We start from the raw sequence: 16,743 nt of genomic DNA, 5'->3' as shown, positions 1-16,743 counted from the left end.
CATCCTTGTGTCTCAACATACACAGGAGAACAAATATGTTATGGAATTCAGTCAATAAATGCAGATTAGGTATTGTTCTGCTCCTTTCTTTATTATGCTCATTTTCTTCTTTTTCTTTGGCTAAGAAAATTGAGCCAGAAAAAACCACTGCGGCTGTCATTCAAGAAAAACAAGTAAGTAATAACTCACCATCAACTAATCATGATCAGTCTGATAAAGTAAATATTAACTTAGCGGGTGAAGAGGAACTTGCCGAAAAACTTACAGGTATAGGTCGGCAGAAAGCTAAAGCCATCGTTGAATATAGGCAAAAGTATGGTGCTTTTAATTCCATTGAAAATATTTTAGAAGTTCAGGGGATAGGTCCTGCATTTTTAGAAAAGAATAAAAATAAGTTAACTTTGTAACTAAATCCCCCCGTACAGAGTATGGGGGAATATATTGAAAGGTTGATAATTAATCAGAAAACTAAGCCTTTTGTAAATAATTTGCGAGCTAAGTCTTATTATTGATAATCATTCAGCACATTTTCCGTACATTTGTTATTTTTATGTTATTAAAAAATAAACTGGTCGGAGTAGTTATGACAACACACATTAAAGTTCATGGTTATCATATAGATGTTTTTCAGCATGTTAATAATGCACGCTATTTAGAATTCTATGAAGCAGACCGTTGGGAGTGGATGAACAAACGCAATTTTATTAGTTGGGCCATAAAAAACAATTTAACAATGGCTGCAGTGAATATTAATGTAAATTATATCCAAGGCGTTTTACTCGGTGATGAGCTGACTGTGGTGACCCGTATGGACAAAATAGGCAGTAAAAGCGCAGTATGTTACCAACAAATAATTCGCACTAAAGCAGGAATCCAAGAGGTTGTTTCAGATGCATATGTGACATTTGTTTTTATTGATAATATAGAAAATAAAGCGATTGTCATCGATGAACAGCTGCGTGAGAAGTTAGAGTCATTCAAGGTGAGCTCTGAAGATTTTATTCAAAACTAGCCTACTTAGCTTGAATATTACGAATAAGCTAATGGTAGGCTGTGTGTTTGACTAATTCATTATGGTTTTTGTTTTAATGAGAGCATGATGGCTTCTTTATCATTTAAATATTCATTTAAGCCCTTGCTCCTTAAATGGCAGGCAGCACATTCACCGCAGCCATCACCTTGAATACCATTATAACAAGTCAGTGTTTGTTGTCTGATGGTTTCAAGGTGGCCATAACTGTCGGCAAGAGCCCATGTTTGGGCTTTATTCAACCACATTAACGGGGTTTCAAAGCGAATATTTTTGGCAAGACCGAGGTCTACAGCATGATTAAGGGCTTTGACAAATTCATCTCGGCAATCTGGGTAACCTGAAAAATCAGTTTCACAAACACCGGTTATCACTGCTTCTGCCTGTACTTGGTAGGCATAAATTGCGGCTAATGTGAGGAATAAAATGTTGCGTCCAGGAACAAAAGTGCTGGGTAAAGTACTGGACTCGCTTTCTGCAAAATCAGGAACTGGGATGTTATCTCGAGTTAAGCTGCTGATTGCTAATTCATTGAGTAATGTGACATCTAACACTTTATGTGCTGTAGCACCTAAAGACACGCTCAATTTCTGTGCGACTTCGATTTCAAAACGGTGGCGCTGGCCGTAATCGAAAGTAACACAATGAACTTCATCATAGTTTTGCAAAGCTTGAATAAGACAGGTTGTTGAGTCTTGGCCTCCGCTAAAAACCACAACTGCGCGTTTCATAGGTACTCCTTGGTGATATATCATTGTTAAAATGTGATGGGAAGAGAGTAAAGCATGTTAGCGATACTGGGATGTAATTCATAGTTCTATTTTTATCAAATTAGTTTGATTGAAGTACTATTTATATGTCGATTTGGTCATTTGTATAAAAATATTCTATAATCATGGCATTTGGTGACATTTTTATTGTTTTTTAATTGTTCAATTATTGCATAATATAGTTATACGGCTAATAAAATAATGATAAAAGCACTTACACCCAAGTCAAGAGAGCAACCATGTTAGATAAAATAGACAAAAAACTGCTTTGTTTATTGCAAAATGACAGCAGCCTATCCTTAAATACCCTTGCTGAAGCTGTTAATTTAACATCTACTCCGTGCTGGAAAAGGTTAAAAAGGCTTGAAGATGAAGGTTATATTCGAGGGCGAGTCACTTTACTCGACGGTGAGAAGTTAGGTTTAGGTTTAACGGTGATTGTGACAATTAAAACACAGCATCATAATAGTGAGTGGTATGAGCAATTTGTTTCTTTTGTTAGTCAACTTCCTGAAGTTCTGATGTTTTATCGTATGGCTGGGGAGTATGATTATCTTATGCAAGTAGAAGTACATGATATGAAATCATATGACTTATTTTATAAAAAGTTAGTTAATGGTGTTCATGGTTTAATCGATGTAACTTCAAGCTTTGCAATGGAAAAAATCAAGTATACGACAGTATTGCCTATTCCTGATTAACCCTGTAATAACTTAGATAATTACGGGCTCTCATTCTTAGGCACCAATAAATCAATATATTCAAGGCAGTATTACGTGCGATTATTTTCACAACTAAGTTGGTATTTTTTGAGTGAATGGCGGCGCTATCTCGGCGCTGTTTGCTTTTTAATTATCATTGCTATCTTACAATTAGTTCCCCCACGCATTGTTGGTGTTGTTGTTGATGGAATTAGTAAAGGGGCAATGTCGACAAAGCAATTGATCACTTATGTTTTAGTCATGCTGTTGATTGCATTGGTTGTGTATGGTTTGCGCTATGTCTGGCGTTTATGGTTATTTGGTGCTTCTTATAAGTTAGCCGTACAACTACGACAAAAATTTTATCAGCAACTAAGTCTGCAAAACCAAGCATTTTACCTTAGGTACCGAACGGGCGATTTAATTGCACGTACAACGAATGATGTTGACCGAGTTGTGTTTGCTGCAGGTGAAGGGGTTTTAACATTAGTTGACTCATTAGTGATGGGGTGTGCGGTGCTCATCATGATGAGCGTTGAAATTAGTTGGCAGCTTACTTTACTTGCACTTATTCCAATGCCAATTATGGCATTAATCATTAAACGTTATGGGGATCAGCTTCATCAGCGTTTCAAGCATGCCCAAGGGGCATTTTCGTCTTTAAATAATCATGCACAAGAAAGCTTAACAAGTATTCGTATGATTAAAGCTTTTGGCCTCGAAGATCATCAATCAAATCAATTTGAACAGGTAGCTACTGAGGCAGGGCGTCGCAATATGCACGTTGCTAAAGTTGATGCGCGTTTTGACCCCACTATTTTTATGGCGATTGGTATGGCCAATTTACTCGCTATTGCAGGGGGAAGCTGGATGGTATTAAACGACACATTGACGCTAGGCGAATTAACGAGTTTTGTGATGTATCTAGGGTTAATGATTTGGCCGATGTTAGCTCTCGCATGGATGTTTAATATCGTTGAACGAGGTAGTGCGGCTTATAGCCGTATTCTAAGTTTGCTCAATGAACCGTTAGTTATTCAGGATGGTTCGCATTCATTACAGCCTGAAAAGGGAAATTTGAATGTGAATATCATCAACTTTTGTTATCCAGAAACCACGAGAACAGCATTGCATGATATTAAGTTTGACCTAAAACCTGGGCAATTTTTAGGGATATGTGGGCCAACAGGATCTGGAAAATCAACATTGTTGACGTTATTACAACGTCAGTTTGATATTACGGAGGGGGTTATTTGCTATCAAGGTTTGCCGCTACCCGAAATTCGTTTAGATGAATGGCGTACTCGGTTATCTATCGTAAATCAGTCTCCATTTCTGTTTTCAGATACAGTCGCAGGGAATATCGCGCTTGGGCGGCCTGACGCCACTCAAGAAGAAATTGAACAGGCTGCGTCTATCGCTTGTGTACATGATGATATTTTACGTTTACCTGAAGGCTATTCTACTCAGGTTGGTGAGCGTGGCGTCATGTTATCAGGCGGACAGAAACAACGAATTTCTATCGCAAGGGCTATCTTGCAGAATGCGGAAATTTTGGTGTTGGATGACGCACTTTCTGCCGTTGATGGGCAGACTGAGTTTACAATTTTACAAAATTTAAGTCATTGGCGGCAAGGTAAAACCATGATCATCAGTGCCCATCGTCTATCTGCATTGGTAGAGGCGGACAACATTCTTGTGCTATCTCAAGGTGCTATTGTTAGTCGAGGTAGACATGATGTGCTTATTGAGCAATCGGGTTGGTATAAAGATATGTATCAGTATCAACAGATTGAGGCAGCTTTGGATGGTGATCTATGAGCCAAAAGAAACCACTATGGCCAGCACTTAAGCGTTTACTTGCTTACGGAAAAGCGTACCAAGGAACCATGGGCATTGCCATTGCAATGCTATGGTTAGCTGCTATTGCAGAAGTTAGTGGGCCTCTGCTAATCAGTTATTTTATTGATAACATGATAGCGAAAAAACAAATTATCATGCCACTGGCTTTATATATGGCTGTTGGGTTTATATTGCTCCAAGTTATTGCTGCACTATTACATTACTATCAAATTATTTTATTTAATAAAGCTTCTGTGGGGGTAGTGCAAACATTGCGAACAGATGTGATGAATGCCGCTCTTAGGCAGCCTCTAAGTGCATTTGATAAACAGCCAGTTGGTCAGTTAATTTCACGAGTTACAAATGATACTGAAGTTATTAAAGATCTATTTGTAATGGTTGTACCAACCGTTTTTCGTAGCTTAGCGCTGATCTGTGCCATGCTGGTTGCCATGTTTTCATTGGAATGGCGTATGGCATCAATTGCAGTGATGATTTTTCCTGCCGTATTTGTGGTAATGCTTGTTTATCAGCGCTTAAGCACACCGATTGTACGTCGTGTAAGATCTTATCTTGCTGATATTAATAACGGTTTTAATGAAGTTATTAATGGCATGACGGTTATTCAGCAATTTATCCAGCAAGCTAGGTTTGGCGAAAAAATGCAAAGTATTAGCCAAGACCATTATTTTGCAAGAATGAAAGCATTAAAACTTGATGGCTTATTGTTAAGGCCATTGCTGAGCTTACTTTCTGCTTCAGTATTATGTGGCTTACTATTGCTATTTGGATTCGAAGGAACGACCACTATTGGTGTTGGTGTTTTATATGCTTTTATTAATTATTTAGGCCGCTTGAATGAACCGCTCATTGAATTAACTTCTCAGCAGTCAATGTTGCAGCAAGCCGTTGTTTCTGGTGAGCGTGTTTTTGAATTAATGGATAGCCCGCAACAAGGCTATGGCGAAAGTATGGAGCCGTTACAAGGTGGTTCAATCTCAATTAACCATTTATCCTTTGCCTATCGTGATAACAACATTGTGCTTAAAGATATTAATTTACAAGTGCCTGATAATAATTTTATTGCATTGGTCGGCCATACAGGAAGTGGTAAAAGTACCATTGCAAATTTAATTATGGGATATTACCCATGGCAAGAAGGGGATATTTTACTTGATGGACGTCATTTAAGTTCACTATCTCATCAAGTATTACGTAATGGTATTGCAATGGTGCAACAAGACCCTGTTGTTCTCGCTGCTTCTTTTTTTGATAACGTCGCATTAGGACGTGAAATTAGCCAAGATAAAGTCTGGGAAGTTCTTGAAACTGTTCAGCTTGCGGAATTGGTTCGTGGGTTACCTGATGGGTTAGATACCGTGCTCGGTGAACAAGGAAATACGTTATCTGTTGGGCAAAGGCAATTACTAGCGATGGCCCGAGTACTTGTGGTGACACCTAAAATTTTAATTTTGGATGAAGCAACCGCGAATATTGACTCAGGAACAGAGCAAGCGATACAAAAAGCATTACGTGTGATCCGCCAACATACTACGTTAGTGGTGATAGCTCACCGTTTATCGACGATCGTCGATGCTGATCAGGTCGTTGTGTTACATCGTGGTGCAATTGTTGAGCAAGGCAAACATTCACAGCTTTTGCAACAAAAAGGACGCTATTATCAAATGTACCAGTTGCAACAAGTTGGGGAATCATTGAATGCCCATAGTGATGCTAAAGTTGAGGCTATACCTAGTTAATTATTCTGCACTCTTATAATGCACCCCCTAAAGCCACTCATCCGAGTGGTTTTTTATTTTGTCCTTTCATATTGAATTATATGAATAAATATATTTTGGCACACGGTTTGCTATAACGTCAGTGCTGTTCAAAGTATTGAGCAGTTTATTCACCTGACTTATAGGAGTGAACATGAAATATATCATCGCGATCATTAAGCCATTCAAATTAGATGAAGTCCGAGAAGCGTTATCAGATATTGGAGTTCAAGGGCTTACCATTACTGAAGTTCGAGGCTTTGGGAGGCAAAAAGGACATGCCGAATTGTACAGAGGTGCTGAATATACTGTCGATTTTTTACCTAAAGTACGTATGGAAATAGCTGTTTCTGATGAGTTGGTGGAGCAGGTAATTGAAACAATTGAAAAAAAAGCTTATACGGGCCAAGTTGGGGATGGAAAAATATTTATTTTGTCATTAGAGCAAGCGGTACGTATTCGTACAGGTGAAAAACAAGACGAAGCACTGTAGGAGAACAACTATGCGCAAAGGGTTCCAATACTTATTCTTATTGTTATTAATGGGTGGTTTTCCAATAACTGTGTTTGCTGCAGAGGAAACTCTGGATAAAGCGGATAACGCATTCATGATGATAGCGACTGCTTTAGTTATTTTTATGATACTACCAGGTATCGCATTATTTTATGGCGGGTTACTAAGAAGTAAAAATGTTCTTTCTTTGATGGCTCAAACTACCGTTATTTTTGCTTTGGTGTCTGTTATTTGGATTGTTTATGGATACAGTTTAGCTTTTAGTGAGGGAAATGATTTTATCGGTGGTTTTAGCCAGATTATGTTGAAAGATATTACTGTGGAAAGCTTATCTGGGCCGATCCCTCAATTTATTCACGTCGTGTTTCAAGGTGCATTTGCATGCTTAACGGTTGCATTAGTGATTGGTGCATTAGGGGAGCGAATTAAATTTTCTGCAATTTTAATTTTTACCCTTATTTGGACTACATTTGCTTATTTGCCAATGGCACATATGGTGTGGGGAGGCGGTATTTTATCGCAAGATGGCGCATTAGATTTTGCTGGAGGTACGGTTGTTCATATTAATGCGGCTGTTGCAGGCTTAGTTGGTGCTTACTTACTGGGGCATCGTACCGGCTTAGGGAAAGAAGCCATTAAACCTCATAACCTACCTATGGTATTTATGGGAACGTCTATATTATTCATTGGCTGGTTTGGTTTCAATGCAGGTTCGGCCGGAAGTGCAAATAGTATCGCTGCACTGGCGTTTGTGAACACTATCGCAGCTGCAGCTGGTGCTATCTTATCGTGGACTTTAGCGGAATGGCTTTTCAGGGAGAAACCTTCATTATTAGGGGCTTGCTCTGGATGTTTGGCTGGGTTGGTTGGTGTTACACCTGCAGCGGGTACTGTGGGTGTTGGCGGGGCATTAATTATTGGGCTACTTTCTGGGTTGGCGGGTTTATGGGGGGTAGTAATTTTAAAACGTCGGTTAAAAGTTGATGATGTTTGCGATGTTTTTGGCGTTCACGGAGTCTGTGGCATTTTAGGTTGTTTACTCACGGGGGTATTTACCTCAACTGCATTAGGAGGAAGTGGCTATGTGGAAGGTATTACGATGATGAAACAAGTAGGAATTCAAGCCGTTAGCATCCTAGTTTGTGTTGTTTGGACTGCAATTGTTGCTTATATCGCATTTAAAATCGCAGCGAAAACATCAGGCTTACGAATTAATGTTGAAAAAGAAAGGGAAGGCTTAGATATCACTTCTCATGGTGAGAGTGCCTACAATTAACCTTCATGTAAAGATAATTACAGGATAATACTGTGTTTTATGTAAATTGATAATGGCAGCTTATTGCTGGCTGCCATTACCTTTTTAAACTGACTAATTTATTTCTCTAAGTAAGTAATCACTTACTTTAAATGTCGGCTATTTACGGGATTGTCGTTGGCGAATTACGCCTTCTTGAACTGCAGTTGCAACAAGATCACCTTGTAAATTATAGATTTGTCCTTTCACGAAACCCCTCCCTCCTGATGCTGAAGGGCTTTCTACAGCGTACAGTAACCAATCATCAATTTTAAATGGGCGATGGAACCACATTGAATGGTCAATAGTTGCAACCTGTAAGTCGCGTTCCATAAATCCCCTACCATGCGGCTGTAATGCGGCAGGAAGGAAATTGTAATCAGAGGCATAACCTAATAAATAGTGGTGTAGTGAAGGTATATCAGGCAGTTGCCCTTTCGCTTTGAACCAAATATAACGAAATGGTTCTTGAGGTGCGGCATCGAATGGGCTGTAAAATTCAACGGGACGAAATTCAAAAGGGGTTGGCCGAAGAGCATATTTTTTAACTGCTTCCGGTAATTTATCAGCCAAACTTTGAACAATATCATCTTGAGAAATTAATTTTGTAGGTGGTGGTACATCTGGCATTAAGTTTTGATGGCTATAACCTTCTTCTTGCGATTGAAATGATGCAGTCATAAAGAAGATAGGTTTGCCATTTTGAATGGCACTTACTCGGCGTGCGCTAAAGCTTCCGCCATCGCGTAAAATTTCGACGTCATAAATAATAGGGCGTGAGCTATCGCCAGGGCGTAAAAAATAACTATGAAAAGAATTAATTGCTCTTTCTTCAGGTATGGTTTGCTTCGCTGCATACATGGCTTGTCCAACAACTTGTCCACCAAAAACTTGAGGTAAACCAAGGTCTTCACTTTGTCCTCGAAAAATACCTTCTTCAATTTTTTCGAGTTCAATTAGGCTAATTAAATTCTGTAATTCTGGGCTCATAGTCATCTTAGTTCTGTTATACGTAAATGAGATACTGGTATTTTCCCATTATTTACCCTGAATAGGTAGATTAATTACTATCGAATAAATTGGGGTTACGTATTGTTACATTTGGAAATATAAATGTATTATTCTACCAATATTAGTTATACTTTTTATCATTCCCTCGTCAGAAAATGATTTGTCTATTCCGACTATTTAAAAATGTTTTATTAAACATTGTGTTATAGGTAATAACTATGAAGTTTTTTCGCTACATTGTTAGCTTATTAGTGCTTTTAACGTTGGTTAGCTGTGAAGGGAATAGCACCAAGCCCAGCGAAAAAGCACTTAATGCTCAAAATAGTAATAATAACCAGACGGTCGATTCAGGGAAAATCGAGGGGCGTGTGGTGATTTTACAGGATACTGTTTTACCTGAAGACGCGGTTGTTACAATTACTTTGGCGGATACAACGGTTGCGGACTTACCCGCACTAATATTATCTCAAAAATATTACAATTCAGTGAATAATCGCCCAACCATTCCTTTTGAACTAACTTACCAAAAAAATGAAGTTAGGCAGGAAGGCTCGCTAGTTGTTAATGCAACCGTGAACGCGAATGGGAAACTTTTATACATTAGTGATAGCGTTGTAGAGGTTATCAATAATGGTGTCACAAAAAATGTTGAATTGTTGATGGTACCTGCGAATTAGTCAATAAGTGACTTTTTAGTTGAGTCGCTATTCTTATATGTACTTGTGTAATAAATAGTCACTTGGTCAGGGGTTTCTTGCTATTTCAACGACTATCAAGCATAATGCCCCTGCTTTGAAAGAAGCATTCAATGGGGGCTCTGTTGGTTCTCCCGCAACGCTAACTTGTTAACTTGGTCAGGTCCGGAAGGAAGCAGCCATAGCAGGGGTCGTGTGTGCCGGGATGTCGCTGGCAGGGCTCCCACCCAACTCAGCATCTTTTGCCTTTCCTCTCATCTATATATTCTAATTTATTATAAGTATGTTATTTAATTATATTTTATAATTGTTAATTAAATTCTAAATCTCAAATAAATTCTAAAGTTAAAAAAAGAAAGGTTAAGAATACAACATTAATTGTTGACTATTATAATAAGAAAAATTGATATGCTAAAATTAAAAGCAATAAATTTCCATTAGCATAATTATAGTGCCAATAATAAAACGATAATTACATTGCGTCCAGCCGATAAGGGGATTTACCGGCTACAACCATTCACTATCTGTGCGTGTTAATAAGATATTACCTAACAAATTTCCAAACAGAAGCTGGAATTTTATCATAAAGCTTATTCATTGTGAGCTCAGCTAAGCGGTGATCTGCAGCTGAATAGAATAGCTCTAGCTCATCATCAGATAATTCATACTTATTTTTTTCAATGACACGCTCAAGAGTTTCAATTGTTGTGCATTTTCTTAAACGCATCAGATAATCAGATTTGGTCATAATACCCTTTCTTTTGTGCAAAATTACTTATTGATATACGGTTTTGTAGTTGAACTAAAGATAAATAATATCTTTAGGTTTTGCTGGTTAGACATTTTAGGTCATCATCCAACACAGTGACAAGACTCTGATTCATTGCTTCCCAGTCTATAATTTCACTGAGCGTGATGACTGGGCTGCCGAATAAATCATAGGTCTCATCGAGATACTCTTCGATAAGTGATATAACAAGATTTTCTTTTGGATATTTGATCTTAAACCGCCATACAAATGCAGCGATATGTTCAATGAGTTCATTCAAGGCTGCGCTTTGCGGGGAGCTTAAATCATTAATCCAGTGTGTATTTGTTTTTTGTAAGCTTAAAATAGCGTCTCTATTGAGGCTATTACATAAGTATTTTAGTTCTGCTATATCGTGTCTTTTGGGTGAGTATTCATCCATAATCACCTCCGCAGGCGAATCTGACTTTTGCTGTGTGTATTTTTTATCAATAATGTCATGTTAACTAATTAAAGCACCTATGTTCAATATAAAAGGTTGCATGTTAATATATTGAAAAATATAAGATTATTGCTAGTTCGTTAAACTTTCGAAGATTATTAATATAATACATAAGCGATATTCGAATACGGACTGGCAGCTCGGACTAAACTAGCCGCGATATAATAATAGCATTATTATCACATATGTCACCAGCAATAAACTACTTTTTTCTAGTTTATTAGCAAGTTGTTGGGGGCTGAGTCGCGTATGTTCTGCTTAAACTCAATTTTATGAAGTATTTAAATTATAGTTTAACCATCGGTTATTTTAGTACAGTGAATATGAAGTGTTTATACAAAAGATGTTATAAAAATTATTTTCCTATTTAATTCATTCAAATAATTTATTTTTACTAATAAGAGAATTAAAAATAAAAAAGCTTTTGCCTTAAATAGACAAAAGCTTTTTTGATGAGACTAACTTAAAGATAGAGGTTTAAGGTTACCCCTGGTTTCAGGTCGGCCATTTTAACACCTGAATTCCAAGTCATTAAATCATTGAGCTTTATGCCATGACGTTTCGCAATACTATAATAGGAGTCGCCTTTTCTTACTTTATAGGTTTTCACCTTACGGCTACTTGCAGCAGGCACTGAGCTCGTAACTTTTAATACTTGTCCTGGCTTGATAACACTCGCAGTTTTTAACCCATTTAGCTTTTGAATATTCTTGGCGGTAGTATTGAATTTTTTTGCAATACTTGCGACAGATTCGCCTTTGCGTACTTTATATGTAGCTATTTTAGCTCGATTTTGACGCGCGCTAGAAATTGCAGTGGGTTGGGCTGTTTTTATCTGTTGATTTTGTTGTGCGGCTAAACGAATCGTGTTTAAAACATCTTCATCTGAGAGTGATGTTTTGAATTGTTCAGCTTTTGCTGTAGGTAACATAATATAATGAGGGCCACTTGGCGATGTTATGCCGCGTGTATAACCAGAATTATACGTTTTTACCGATTCAACAGTTAACCCTGCCAACTCAGCGGCTTGAGATAACGTGATTTGTTGACCAACATCGATTTGCGTGAGTGCTCGATTTTTATTACTTGTTGGTAAATTAACTTGGTACTTTTCGGGATTTTTCAATACTTGGCTAAGTGCTAAGATTTTTGGTACATATTGTTTGGTTTCTTTCGGTAAAGAGAGTGACCAAAAATCAGTAGGTAGCCCAGCAGCTTCGTTTTTCTTGATAGCATTTTGAACACAGCCTTCCCCACAGTTATAGGCAGCAAGGGTGAGTTCCCAATCGTGGCCAAACATAACATTTAAGTTTTCGAGAAGATCAAAAGCTGCTTTAGTTGAAGAAACCACATCCCTGCGCTCATCAACCCATTGTGTTTGTTTTAGTCCATATGAGCGCGCAGTGATAGGAACGATTTGCCATAGACCTGCAGCTTGTGCTGGAGAAGTTGCTTTAGGATTAAATGAACTTTCAATAATAGGAATTAAAGCTAATTCCATGGGTAAATTGCGCTCATTAATTTCGTCTACGATGAGGTACATGTATGGCTCAGCTCTTAATGCCACATCGTAGACAAAACGTTGTTTATTTAAATAACTATTTGCGAGTTCCCTAATTTGAGGTTTATCAGGGATATCCATTTTTAGTTCATCACTAATATAGCCCCATAGGTCATAGTCGACTTTAGGTAATTGTCGGCTGGCTGCTTGGTTGTGTGATGCAACAGTTTCAATAGTATGATTAGTTGGAGTTTTGTTCTGCTTAATTTTTTTCGGGGCAGTTTGGCATCCGGCCAACAGAACAATGGCGATAAGCGTCGCGATTATCTTCATTCTTTTCTATTGTTCTTCATTTTGATGTTTAAAAGTCGAACAATAATACTTATCCCACCCCGATATGACAATCATTAAACTTTAATATTGGTCTTTTAATTGACGCAACAGGGTAAAAACTGCTCTTAAAGGTGGATTTTGTACATTAATATCGAGTTTTTTCTGTAATTGGTGGTTATCGCATTGCAGAAAAATATTTATTTTTTTCTCTGTTTTCAATGCAGTAGGTACTGTTGGTTGATTTTTGTCACGTATTTGCGTTATTTTTTGTAAATATTGTGTAATCGCTTCATTTTCAGGCCATACATGGTGTGCAAATTTTAGATTAGATAAAGTATATTCATGGGCACAGCAAATTAAGGTTTCATCAGGAAGCTCAGCAATTTTTTGGATAGATTCGAACATTTGTTCCGGTGTTCCTTCAAATATCCGCCCGCAACCGGCAGAGAACAGCGTGTCGCCACAGAATAAATAAGGTGCTTGGTAAAAGCCGATGTGCTCAGAAGTATGGCCTGATAATGCAATAACTTGTAGGTTGAACTCGTTAATTATGACCTTATCACCGTTTTCGACTATTTCTGTCGCCCCTTTAGATTGGGTTTCTTTTGGGCCAAAAACAGGAAGAGTTGTAAATTTGCTTAAAATCCCTTTTACACCACCGGTATGGTCATTATGGTGGTGAGTTAATAGGATGGCGACAGGCGTCAACTGTTTAGCTGTAATTATTTCAAGCACAGGCTCTGCCTCTGCGGGGTCAACGATGATACACTGTTGCTGGCCATCGACTAAAACCCAAATGTAGTTATCGTTTAAAGCTGGTACTCGAATTAACTCCATAATGACCTCGATACTTGTTAATAGTTAATAAGGGAATTTCATGAAGCCTGCGCGTATTGATAAAAAAATTCAAATGCCAGTTAGTTGGTCTGACATTCCTTTTGGAGAACAATATCGTCAAGCCATAGAAAATCAACTTAGCCCTTGGTGGCCGAAGATATTTGGCTTTCATTTGCTTAAGTTAGGCCATTTAAGTACTGAAATCCATACCGAAGGCTGCTTAATCTCCCACCAATTTAATGTTGGTACTGGTGATCCTCGTTTTAATCTTATTGCAAAGCCCGAGGCATTACCATTAACCCAAAAATCGATAGATGCCTGTCTAATGACTCATTGTTTGGCATATAGCCATGATCCTCATTGGCTTTTACGGGAGGTTGACCGGGTGTTAATCGACGATGGCTGGCTAATTATTTCAGGTTTTAACCCTTTCAGTCTTGTCGGAATGGCGAAACTCGTACCTGTTTTACGTAAACGGCAGCCTTATTGTAGCCGTTTTTTCCCCTCTGTTAGGGTATTTGATTGGTTAAGCTTATTAAACTATGAAGTTTTGTATCATCGTAATTGCCAAATATTTCCTTGGTTGAGTGCACAAAGACGAATGAATAAAAACTGTGGGGGAATTGGGGCTTTAAGCGTGATTGTGGCGCGGAAACGGACTTATCCACTGACTCCGACACCACTAAAATTCAAGCAACCGAAGGTTAAGATTGGAACAGCACTCGGTGCGGCGAAGGAGATCAGTAAATCAATGAAGATAGACGACCCTTCTTAGTTTTGTGCAGGCTGGTAACCTGTATCTTCTTTAGTCGGCGCTGACGCGGCAGCTCGAGCCAGTTCATCACATTTCTCATTTTCAGGGTGGCCTGCGTGGCCTTTAACCCAACGCCAATCAATTGTATGTCGTTGGATGGCGTCATCAAGGCGCTTCCATAAATCCACATTAACGACAGGGGATTTATCTGCCTTTCGCCATTGTTTTCGTTTCCAGCCATGGATCCATTGTGTGATTCCTTGTCGTACGTATTGGCTATCAGTGGTTAAAATAATATCACAAGGCCTTGTTAGTGATTCTAATGCAACGATGGCTGCAAGTAGTTCCATGCGGTTATTTGTGGTTAAAAAATATCCATCACTCAATGTTTTTTCATGTTGTTGGTAGCGTAGAACAACGCCATATCCACCCGGGCCAGGATTGCCCAAACAGGAACCATCCGTGAAAATTTCTACCTGCTTTGTCATTTCTGTTACACTCTATATTATTCGTTCCTTTCTAGTTTGACACAAAAAAACATTATGAGCACGGTGATAACCAGACAAATTGTCCTTGATACTGAAACAACCGGTATGAATAAACTCGGTGTTCATTATGAAGGGCACAACATAATTGAGATTGGAGCGGTTGAAGTGATTAACCGCCGACTCACGGGGCGTAATTTTCATGTGTACATTAAACCTGACCGTTTAGTGGATCCTGAGGCATTTGAAGTGCATGGGATAAGTGATGAATTTTTACAAGATAAACCTGTTTTTGCTGAGATTGCGGATGAGTTCCTTGAATTTATTCGTGGTGCAGAACTTGTTATTCATAATGCCCCCTTTGATATCGGTTTTATGGACTATGAATTCCGTAAACTCAATAAAGGTATTCCGCCTACGCAAGAATTTTGTACTATCACTGATAGCTTAGTATTGGCTCGCAAACTTTTTCCTGGTAAACGGAATAACTTGGATGCGTTATGTGACCGTTATTTAATTGATAACTCTAAGCGTACACTGCACGGGGCTTTACTCGATGCTGAGATTCTGTCAGATGTCTATTTGGCAATGACGGGCGGGCAAACTTCATTAGCATTTTCGATGGATTCAGAATCAGCTAATAATGAGCAAGAGTATGAAATTCAAAGGATTGAACGTCCTCAGAGCGGTCTTAGAGTGATTTTTGCTTCTGATGAAGAAATAATTGCTCATGAAGCTCGGTTGGATATTGTTGATAAGAAAGGCGGCAAACCTTGTCTTTGGCGCCAACCTTCTGATGAAGCTGAAAATTTACACTAATAATTGATTTCATTATTTATACTTGCTTAGGAAAATGGATAGAAAAGCCTCTCAAGGCTAAAAACTGTTCAACTGCGCGATTTAACAAGAAAAAGTGTTGACGGGGTCCTCAAGTATTCGTAATATGCATGGCGTTCCCAGCAGGGAACATCAGGAGCGGTAGTTCAGTTGGTTAGAATACCTGCCTGTCACGCAGGGGGTCGCGGGTTCGAGTCCCGTCCGTTCCGCCAAATTATAACGCCACGCTAATTTATTAGCGTGGCGTTTTCTTTTTTGTATGACTGTATTTAACTGCACTAAAAGTTCCTTTCTATAGATATCATTTTTTGCTTCTAATAACTTCTTCGAGTTAAGTTTTGATATAATGAGATTTATAAATAGTAAACTTGCGAGAATAATTCAAATTTCTTTCAATCATATTAACTATTTTAAAATTTTTTCATGTTGTTATTGATATATGATTTTGAGCACTTACCTTAAAATTAATTTCTTATTTAAAATAATTGATTTGAATTTTTTATTACTATATTAATAGTAATTCGCATGAACTCTAACTAAGATAACAGATCTGAAGTAATCTAACCAATCTTTTCCTAATACTTTAAGATATGTATGAAGGCTATCAATAGAAATAGCAGATTGGCCATTCTCATATCTTGATATTTGTTGTTGGCTCAAATTTAATAGTTTTCCTACCTCTGTACCCGTTAATGATCTTTCAATACGTGCAGATTTTAAGTATTTTGCGGTGGCCATAACAATATCTAGGTCGTTATTTATATTCAATTCTTTAGTATTGATATATTTCATTTTATATTCTCTCTATTAGAAACTTATTATCTCAAAGTTAGCTATTAATAATAGCATTACTTTAAATTTTTTTGGCTTTCTCAATGAAGGGTAGATTATATTTTTTAGTTACTAATGTGAAATTGTTTTAATGAATCAAAAATAGTTTATTTAATAGTCCCTGGCTATCAATATAGATATTAATAATGACTATAAGCTATTAAACTAAAATATAGGTTTTTATAGTTAAATAAAAACAATGGATTACGTTAAATTGAAGGGGTGGCTTAAAAGTGGGAATATAATAAATAATAAATGAAAAAAATGTATTTATAGTCAT

Annotated in this window: 18 protein-coding genes, 1 tRNA gene and 1 other RNA gene; 12 read left to right on the top strand and 8 right to left on the bottom strand. The window is 37.8% G+C overall.

Translation table 11 applies throughout. The features are described 5' to 3' along the window. The first annotated feature begins 35 nt into the window (after nt 1–35). Nucleotides 36–407 carry a ComEA family DNA-binding protein gene (locus tag PSF28_RS04905; protein WP_210836521.1) on the top strand — a complete coding sequence of 124 codons (372 nt, stop codon included), beginning with the start codon at nt 36–38 and terminating at the stop codon, nt 405–407. Between the two features lie 176 nt (nt 408–583). Further along, nucleotides 584–1,012 carry an acyl-CoA thioesterase gene (locus tag PSF28_RS04900; RefSeq protein WP_210836523.1) on the top strand — a complete coding sequence of 143 codons (429 nt, stop codon included), beginning with the start codon at nt 584–586 and terminating at the stop codon, nt 1,010–1,012. A gap of 59 nt (nt 1,013–1,071) precedes the next feature. Here the strand turns inward: PSF28_RS04900 and queC are convergent, their stop codons facing one another. Continuing rightward, nucleotides 1,072–1,761, bottom strand: coding sequence for a 7-cyano-7-deazaguanine synthase QueC (gene queC / locus PSF28_RS04895; protein ID WP_272684732.1), 690 nt, complete (start codon nt 1,759–1,761; stop codon nt 1,072–1,074). A 278-nt stretch (nt 1,762–2,039) separates the two neighbouring features. Between queC and PSF28_RS04890 the strand changes: the two genes are divergently transcribed. The 5 genes from PSF28_RS04890 to amtB all read left to right on the top strand — a co-directional run bounded on the left by PSF28_RS04890 (nt 2,040) and on the right by amtB (nt 7,911). Next, complete coding sequence (locus PSF28_RS04890) at nt 2,040–2,501, top strand: Lrp/AsnC family transcriptional regulator (protein WP_004905429.1); 462 nt, start codon at nt 2,040–2,042, stop codon at nt 2,499–2,501. A 75-nt stretch (nt 2,502–2,576) separates the two neighbouring features. Next, on the top strand, nt 2,577–4,322 hold the full coding sequence (locus PSF28_RS04885; protein WP_210836527.1) for a SmdA family multidrug ABC transporter permease/ATP-binding protein: 1,746 nt from the start codon (nt 2,577–2,579) through the stop codon (nt 4,320–4,322). After that, a complete protein-coding gene (locus PSF28_RS04880) occupies nt 4,319–6,103 on the top strand; it encodes a SmdB family multidrug efflux ABC transporter permease/ATP-binding protein (RefSeq protein ID WP_272684731.1) in 1,785 nt (594 codons plus the stop codon). The genes PSF28_RS04885 and PSF28_RS04880 overlap by 4 nt, the downstream gene beginning before the upstream one ends. Before the next feature lie 172 nt (nt 6,104–6,275). Next, the gene (gene glnK, locus PSF28_RS04875) at nt 6,276–6,614 is read left to right on the top strand and encodes a P-II family nitrogen regulator (protein WP_004905421.1); all 339 of its coding nucleotides are present in this window, start codon (nt 6,276–6,278) and stop codon (nt 6,612–6,614) included. A 49-nt stretch (nt 6,615–6,663) separates the two neighbouring features. Next, complete coding sequence (amtB, locus tag PSF28_RS04870) at nt 6,664–7,911, top strand: ammonium transporter AmtB (RefSeq protein WP_247605288.1); 1,248 nt, start codon at nt 6,664–6,666, stop codon at nt 7,909–7,911. 138 nt (nt 7,912–8,049) lie between these two features. Here amtB and tesB read toward each other — a convergent pair whose 3' ends face one another. Continuing rightward, nucleotides 8,050–8,919 (bottom strand): acyl-CoA thioesterase II, encoded by an 870-nt coding sequence (gene tesB, locus PSF28_RS04865; protein ID WP_210836530.1) that lies wholly within the window; start codon nt 8,917–8,919, stop codon nt 8,050–8,052. 239 nt (nt 8,920–9,158) lie between these two features. Here tesB and PSF28_RS04860 point away from each other — a divergent pair, with 239 nt between their 5' ends. Beyond that, a complete protein-coding gene (locus PSF28_RS04860; protein ID WP_210836531.1) occupies nt 9,159–9,617 on the top strand; it encodes a YbaY family lipoprotein in 459 nt (152 codons plus the stop codon). 141 nt (nt 9,618–9,758) lie between these two features. Next, an RNA gene (gene ffs / locus PSF28_RS04855) (signal recognition particle sRNA small type) lies at nt 9,759–9,855 on the top strand. Between the two features lie 324 nt (nt 9,856–10,179). On the opposite strand, the gene PSF28_RS04850 is transcribed toward ffs, so the two are convergent. The 4 genes from PSF28_RS04850 to gloB all read right to left on the bottom strand — a co-directional run bounded on the left by PSF28_RS04850 (nt 10,180) and on the right by gloB (nt 13,556). Next, nucleotides 10,180–10,383: an HHA domain-containing protein gene (locus tag PSF28_RS04850; RefSeq protein WP_004905417.1), complete on the bottom strand. Its 204-nt coding sequence runs from the start codon at nt 10,381–10,383 to the stop codon at nt 10,180–10,182. Between the two features lie 73 nt (nt 10,384–10,456). Beyond that, nucleotides 10,457–10,825 carry an Hha toxicity modulator TomB gene (gene tomB / locus PSF28_RS04845; RefSeq protein ID WP_004914480.1) on the bottom strand — a complete coding sequence of 123 codons (369 nt, stop codon included), beginning with the start codon at nt 10,823–10,825 and terminating at the stop codon, nt 10,457–10,459. Between the two features lie 523 nt (nt 10,826–11,348). Further along, nucleotides 11,349–12,719 carry a murein transglycosylase D gene (gene mltD / locus PSF28_RS04840; protein WP_272684730.1) on the bottom strand — a complete coding sequence of 457 codons (1,371 nt, stop codon included), beginning with the start codon at nt 12,717–12,719 and terminating at the stop codon, nt 11,349–11,351. An 81-nt stretch (nt 12,720–12,800) separates the two neighbouring features. Beyond that, nucleotides 12,801–13,556: a hydroxyacylglutathione hydrolase gene (gene gloB / locus PSF28_RS04835; protein ID WP_272684729.1), complete on the bottom strand. Its 756-nt coding sequence runs from the start codon at nt 13,554–13,556 to the stop codon at nt 12,801–12,803. A 40-nt stretch (nt 13,557–13,596) separates the two neighbouring features. On the opposite strand from gloB, the gene PSF28_RS04830 reads away from it, so the two are divergent. Beyond that, nucleotides 13,597–14,331: a class I SAM-dependent methyltransferase gene (locus tag PSF28_RS04830; protein ID WP_109911903.1), complete on the top strand. Its 735-nt coding sequence runs from the start codon at nt 13,597–13,599 to the stop codon at nt 14,329–14,331. Here PSF28_RS04830 and rnhA read toward each other — a convergent pair. After that, nucleotides 14,328–14,798, bottom strand: a complete 471-nt coding sequence (gene rnhA, locus PSF28_RS04825; protein ID WP_004914473.1) for a ribonuclease HI — start codon at nt 14,796–14,798, stop codon at nt 14,328–14,330. The two genes, PSF28_RS04830 and rnhA, sit on opposite strands and share 4 nt — an antisense overlap. A gap of 54 nt (nt 14,799–14,852) precedes the next feature. On the opposite strand from rnhA, the gene dnaQ reads away from it, so the two are divergent. Both dnaQ and PSF28_RS04815 read left to right on the top strand, forming a co-directional pair. Further along, complete coding sequence (dnaQ, locus tag PSF28_RS04820) at nt 14,853–15,614, top strand: DNA polymerase III subunit epsilon (protein WP_272684728.1); 762 nt, start codon at nt 14,853–14,855, stop codon at nt 15,612–15,614. 153 nt (nt 15,615–15,767) lie between these two features. Then, nucleotides 15,768–15,844, top strand: a tRNA-Asp gene (locus tag PSF28_RS04815). 298 nt (nt 15,845–16,142) lie between these two features. On the opposite strand, the gene PSF28_RS04810 is transcribed toward PSF28_RS04815, so the two are convergent. Then, nucleotides 16,143–16,424: a helix-turn-helix domain-containing protein gene (locus tag PSF28_RS04810; protein WP_198641854.1), complete on the bottom strand. Its 282-nt coding sequence runs from the start codon at nt 16,422–16,424 to the stop codon at nt 16,143–16,145. Between the last annotated feature and the right edge of the window lie 319 nt (nt 16,425–16,743).

This window comes from Providencia sp. PROV130 (genome assembly GCF_028482225.1).
Taxonomy (GTDB): Bacteria; Pseudomonadota; Gammaproteobacteria; order Enterobacterales; family Enterobacteriaceae; genus Providencia; species Providencia rettgeri.
The sequence above is the reverse complement of the archived record's forward strand: the minus strand, read 5'-3'. Positions and strand labels throughout refer to the sequence as shown.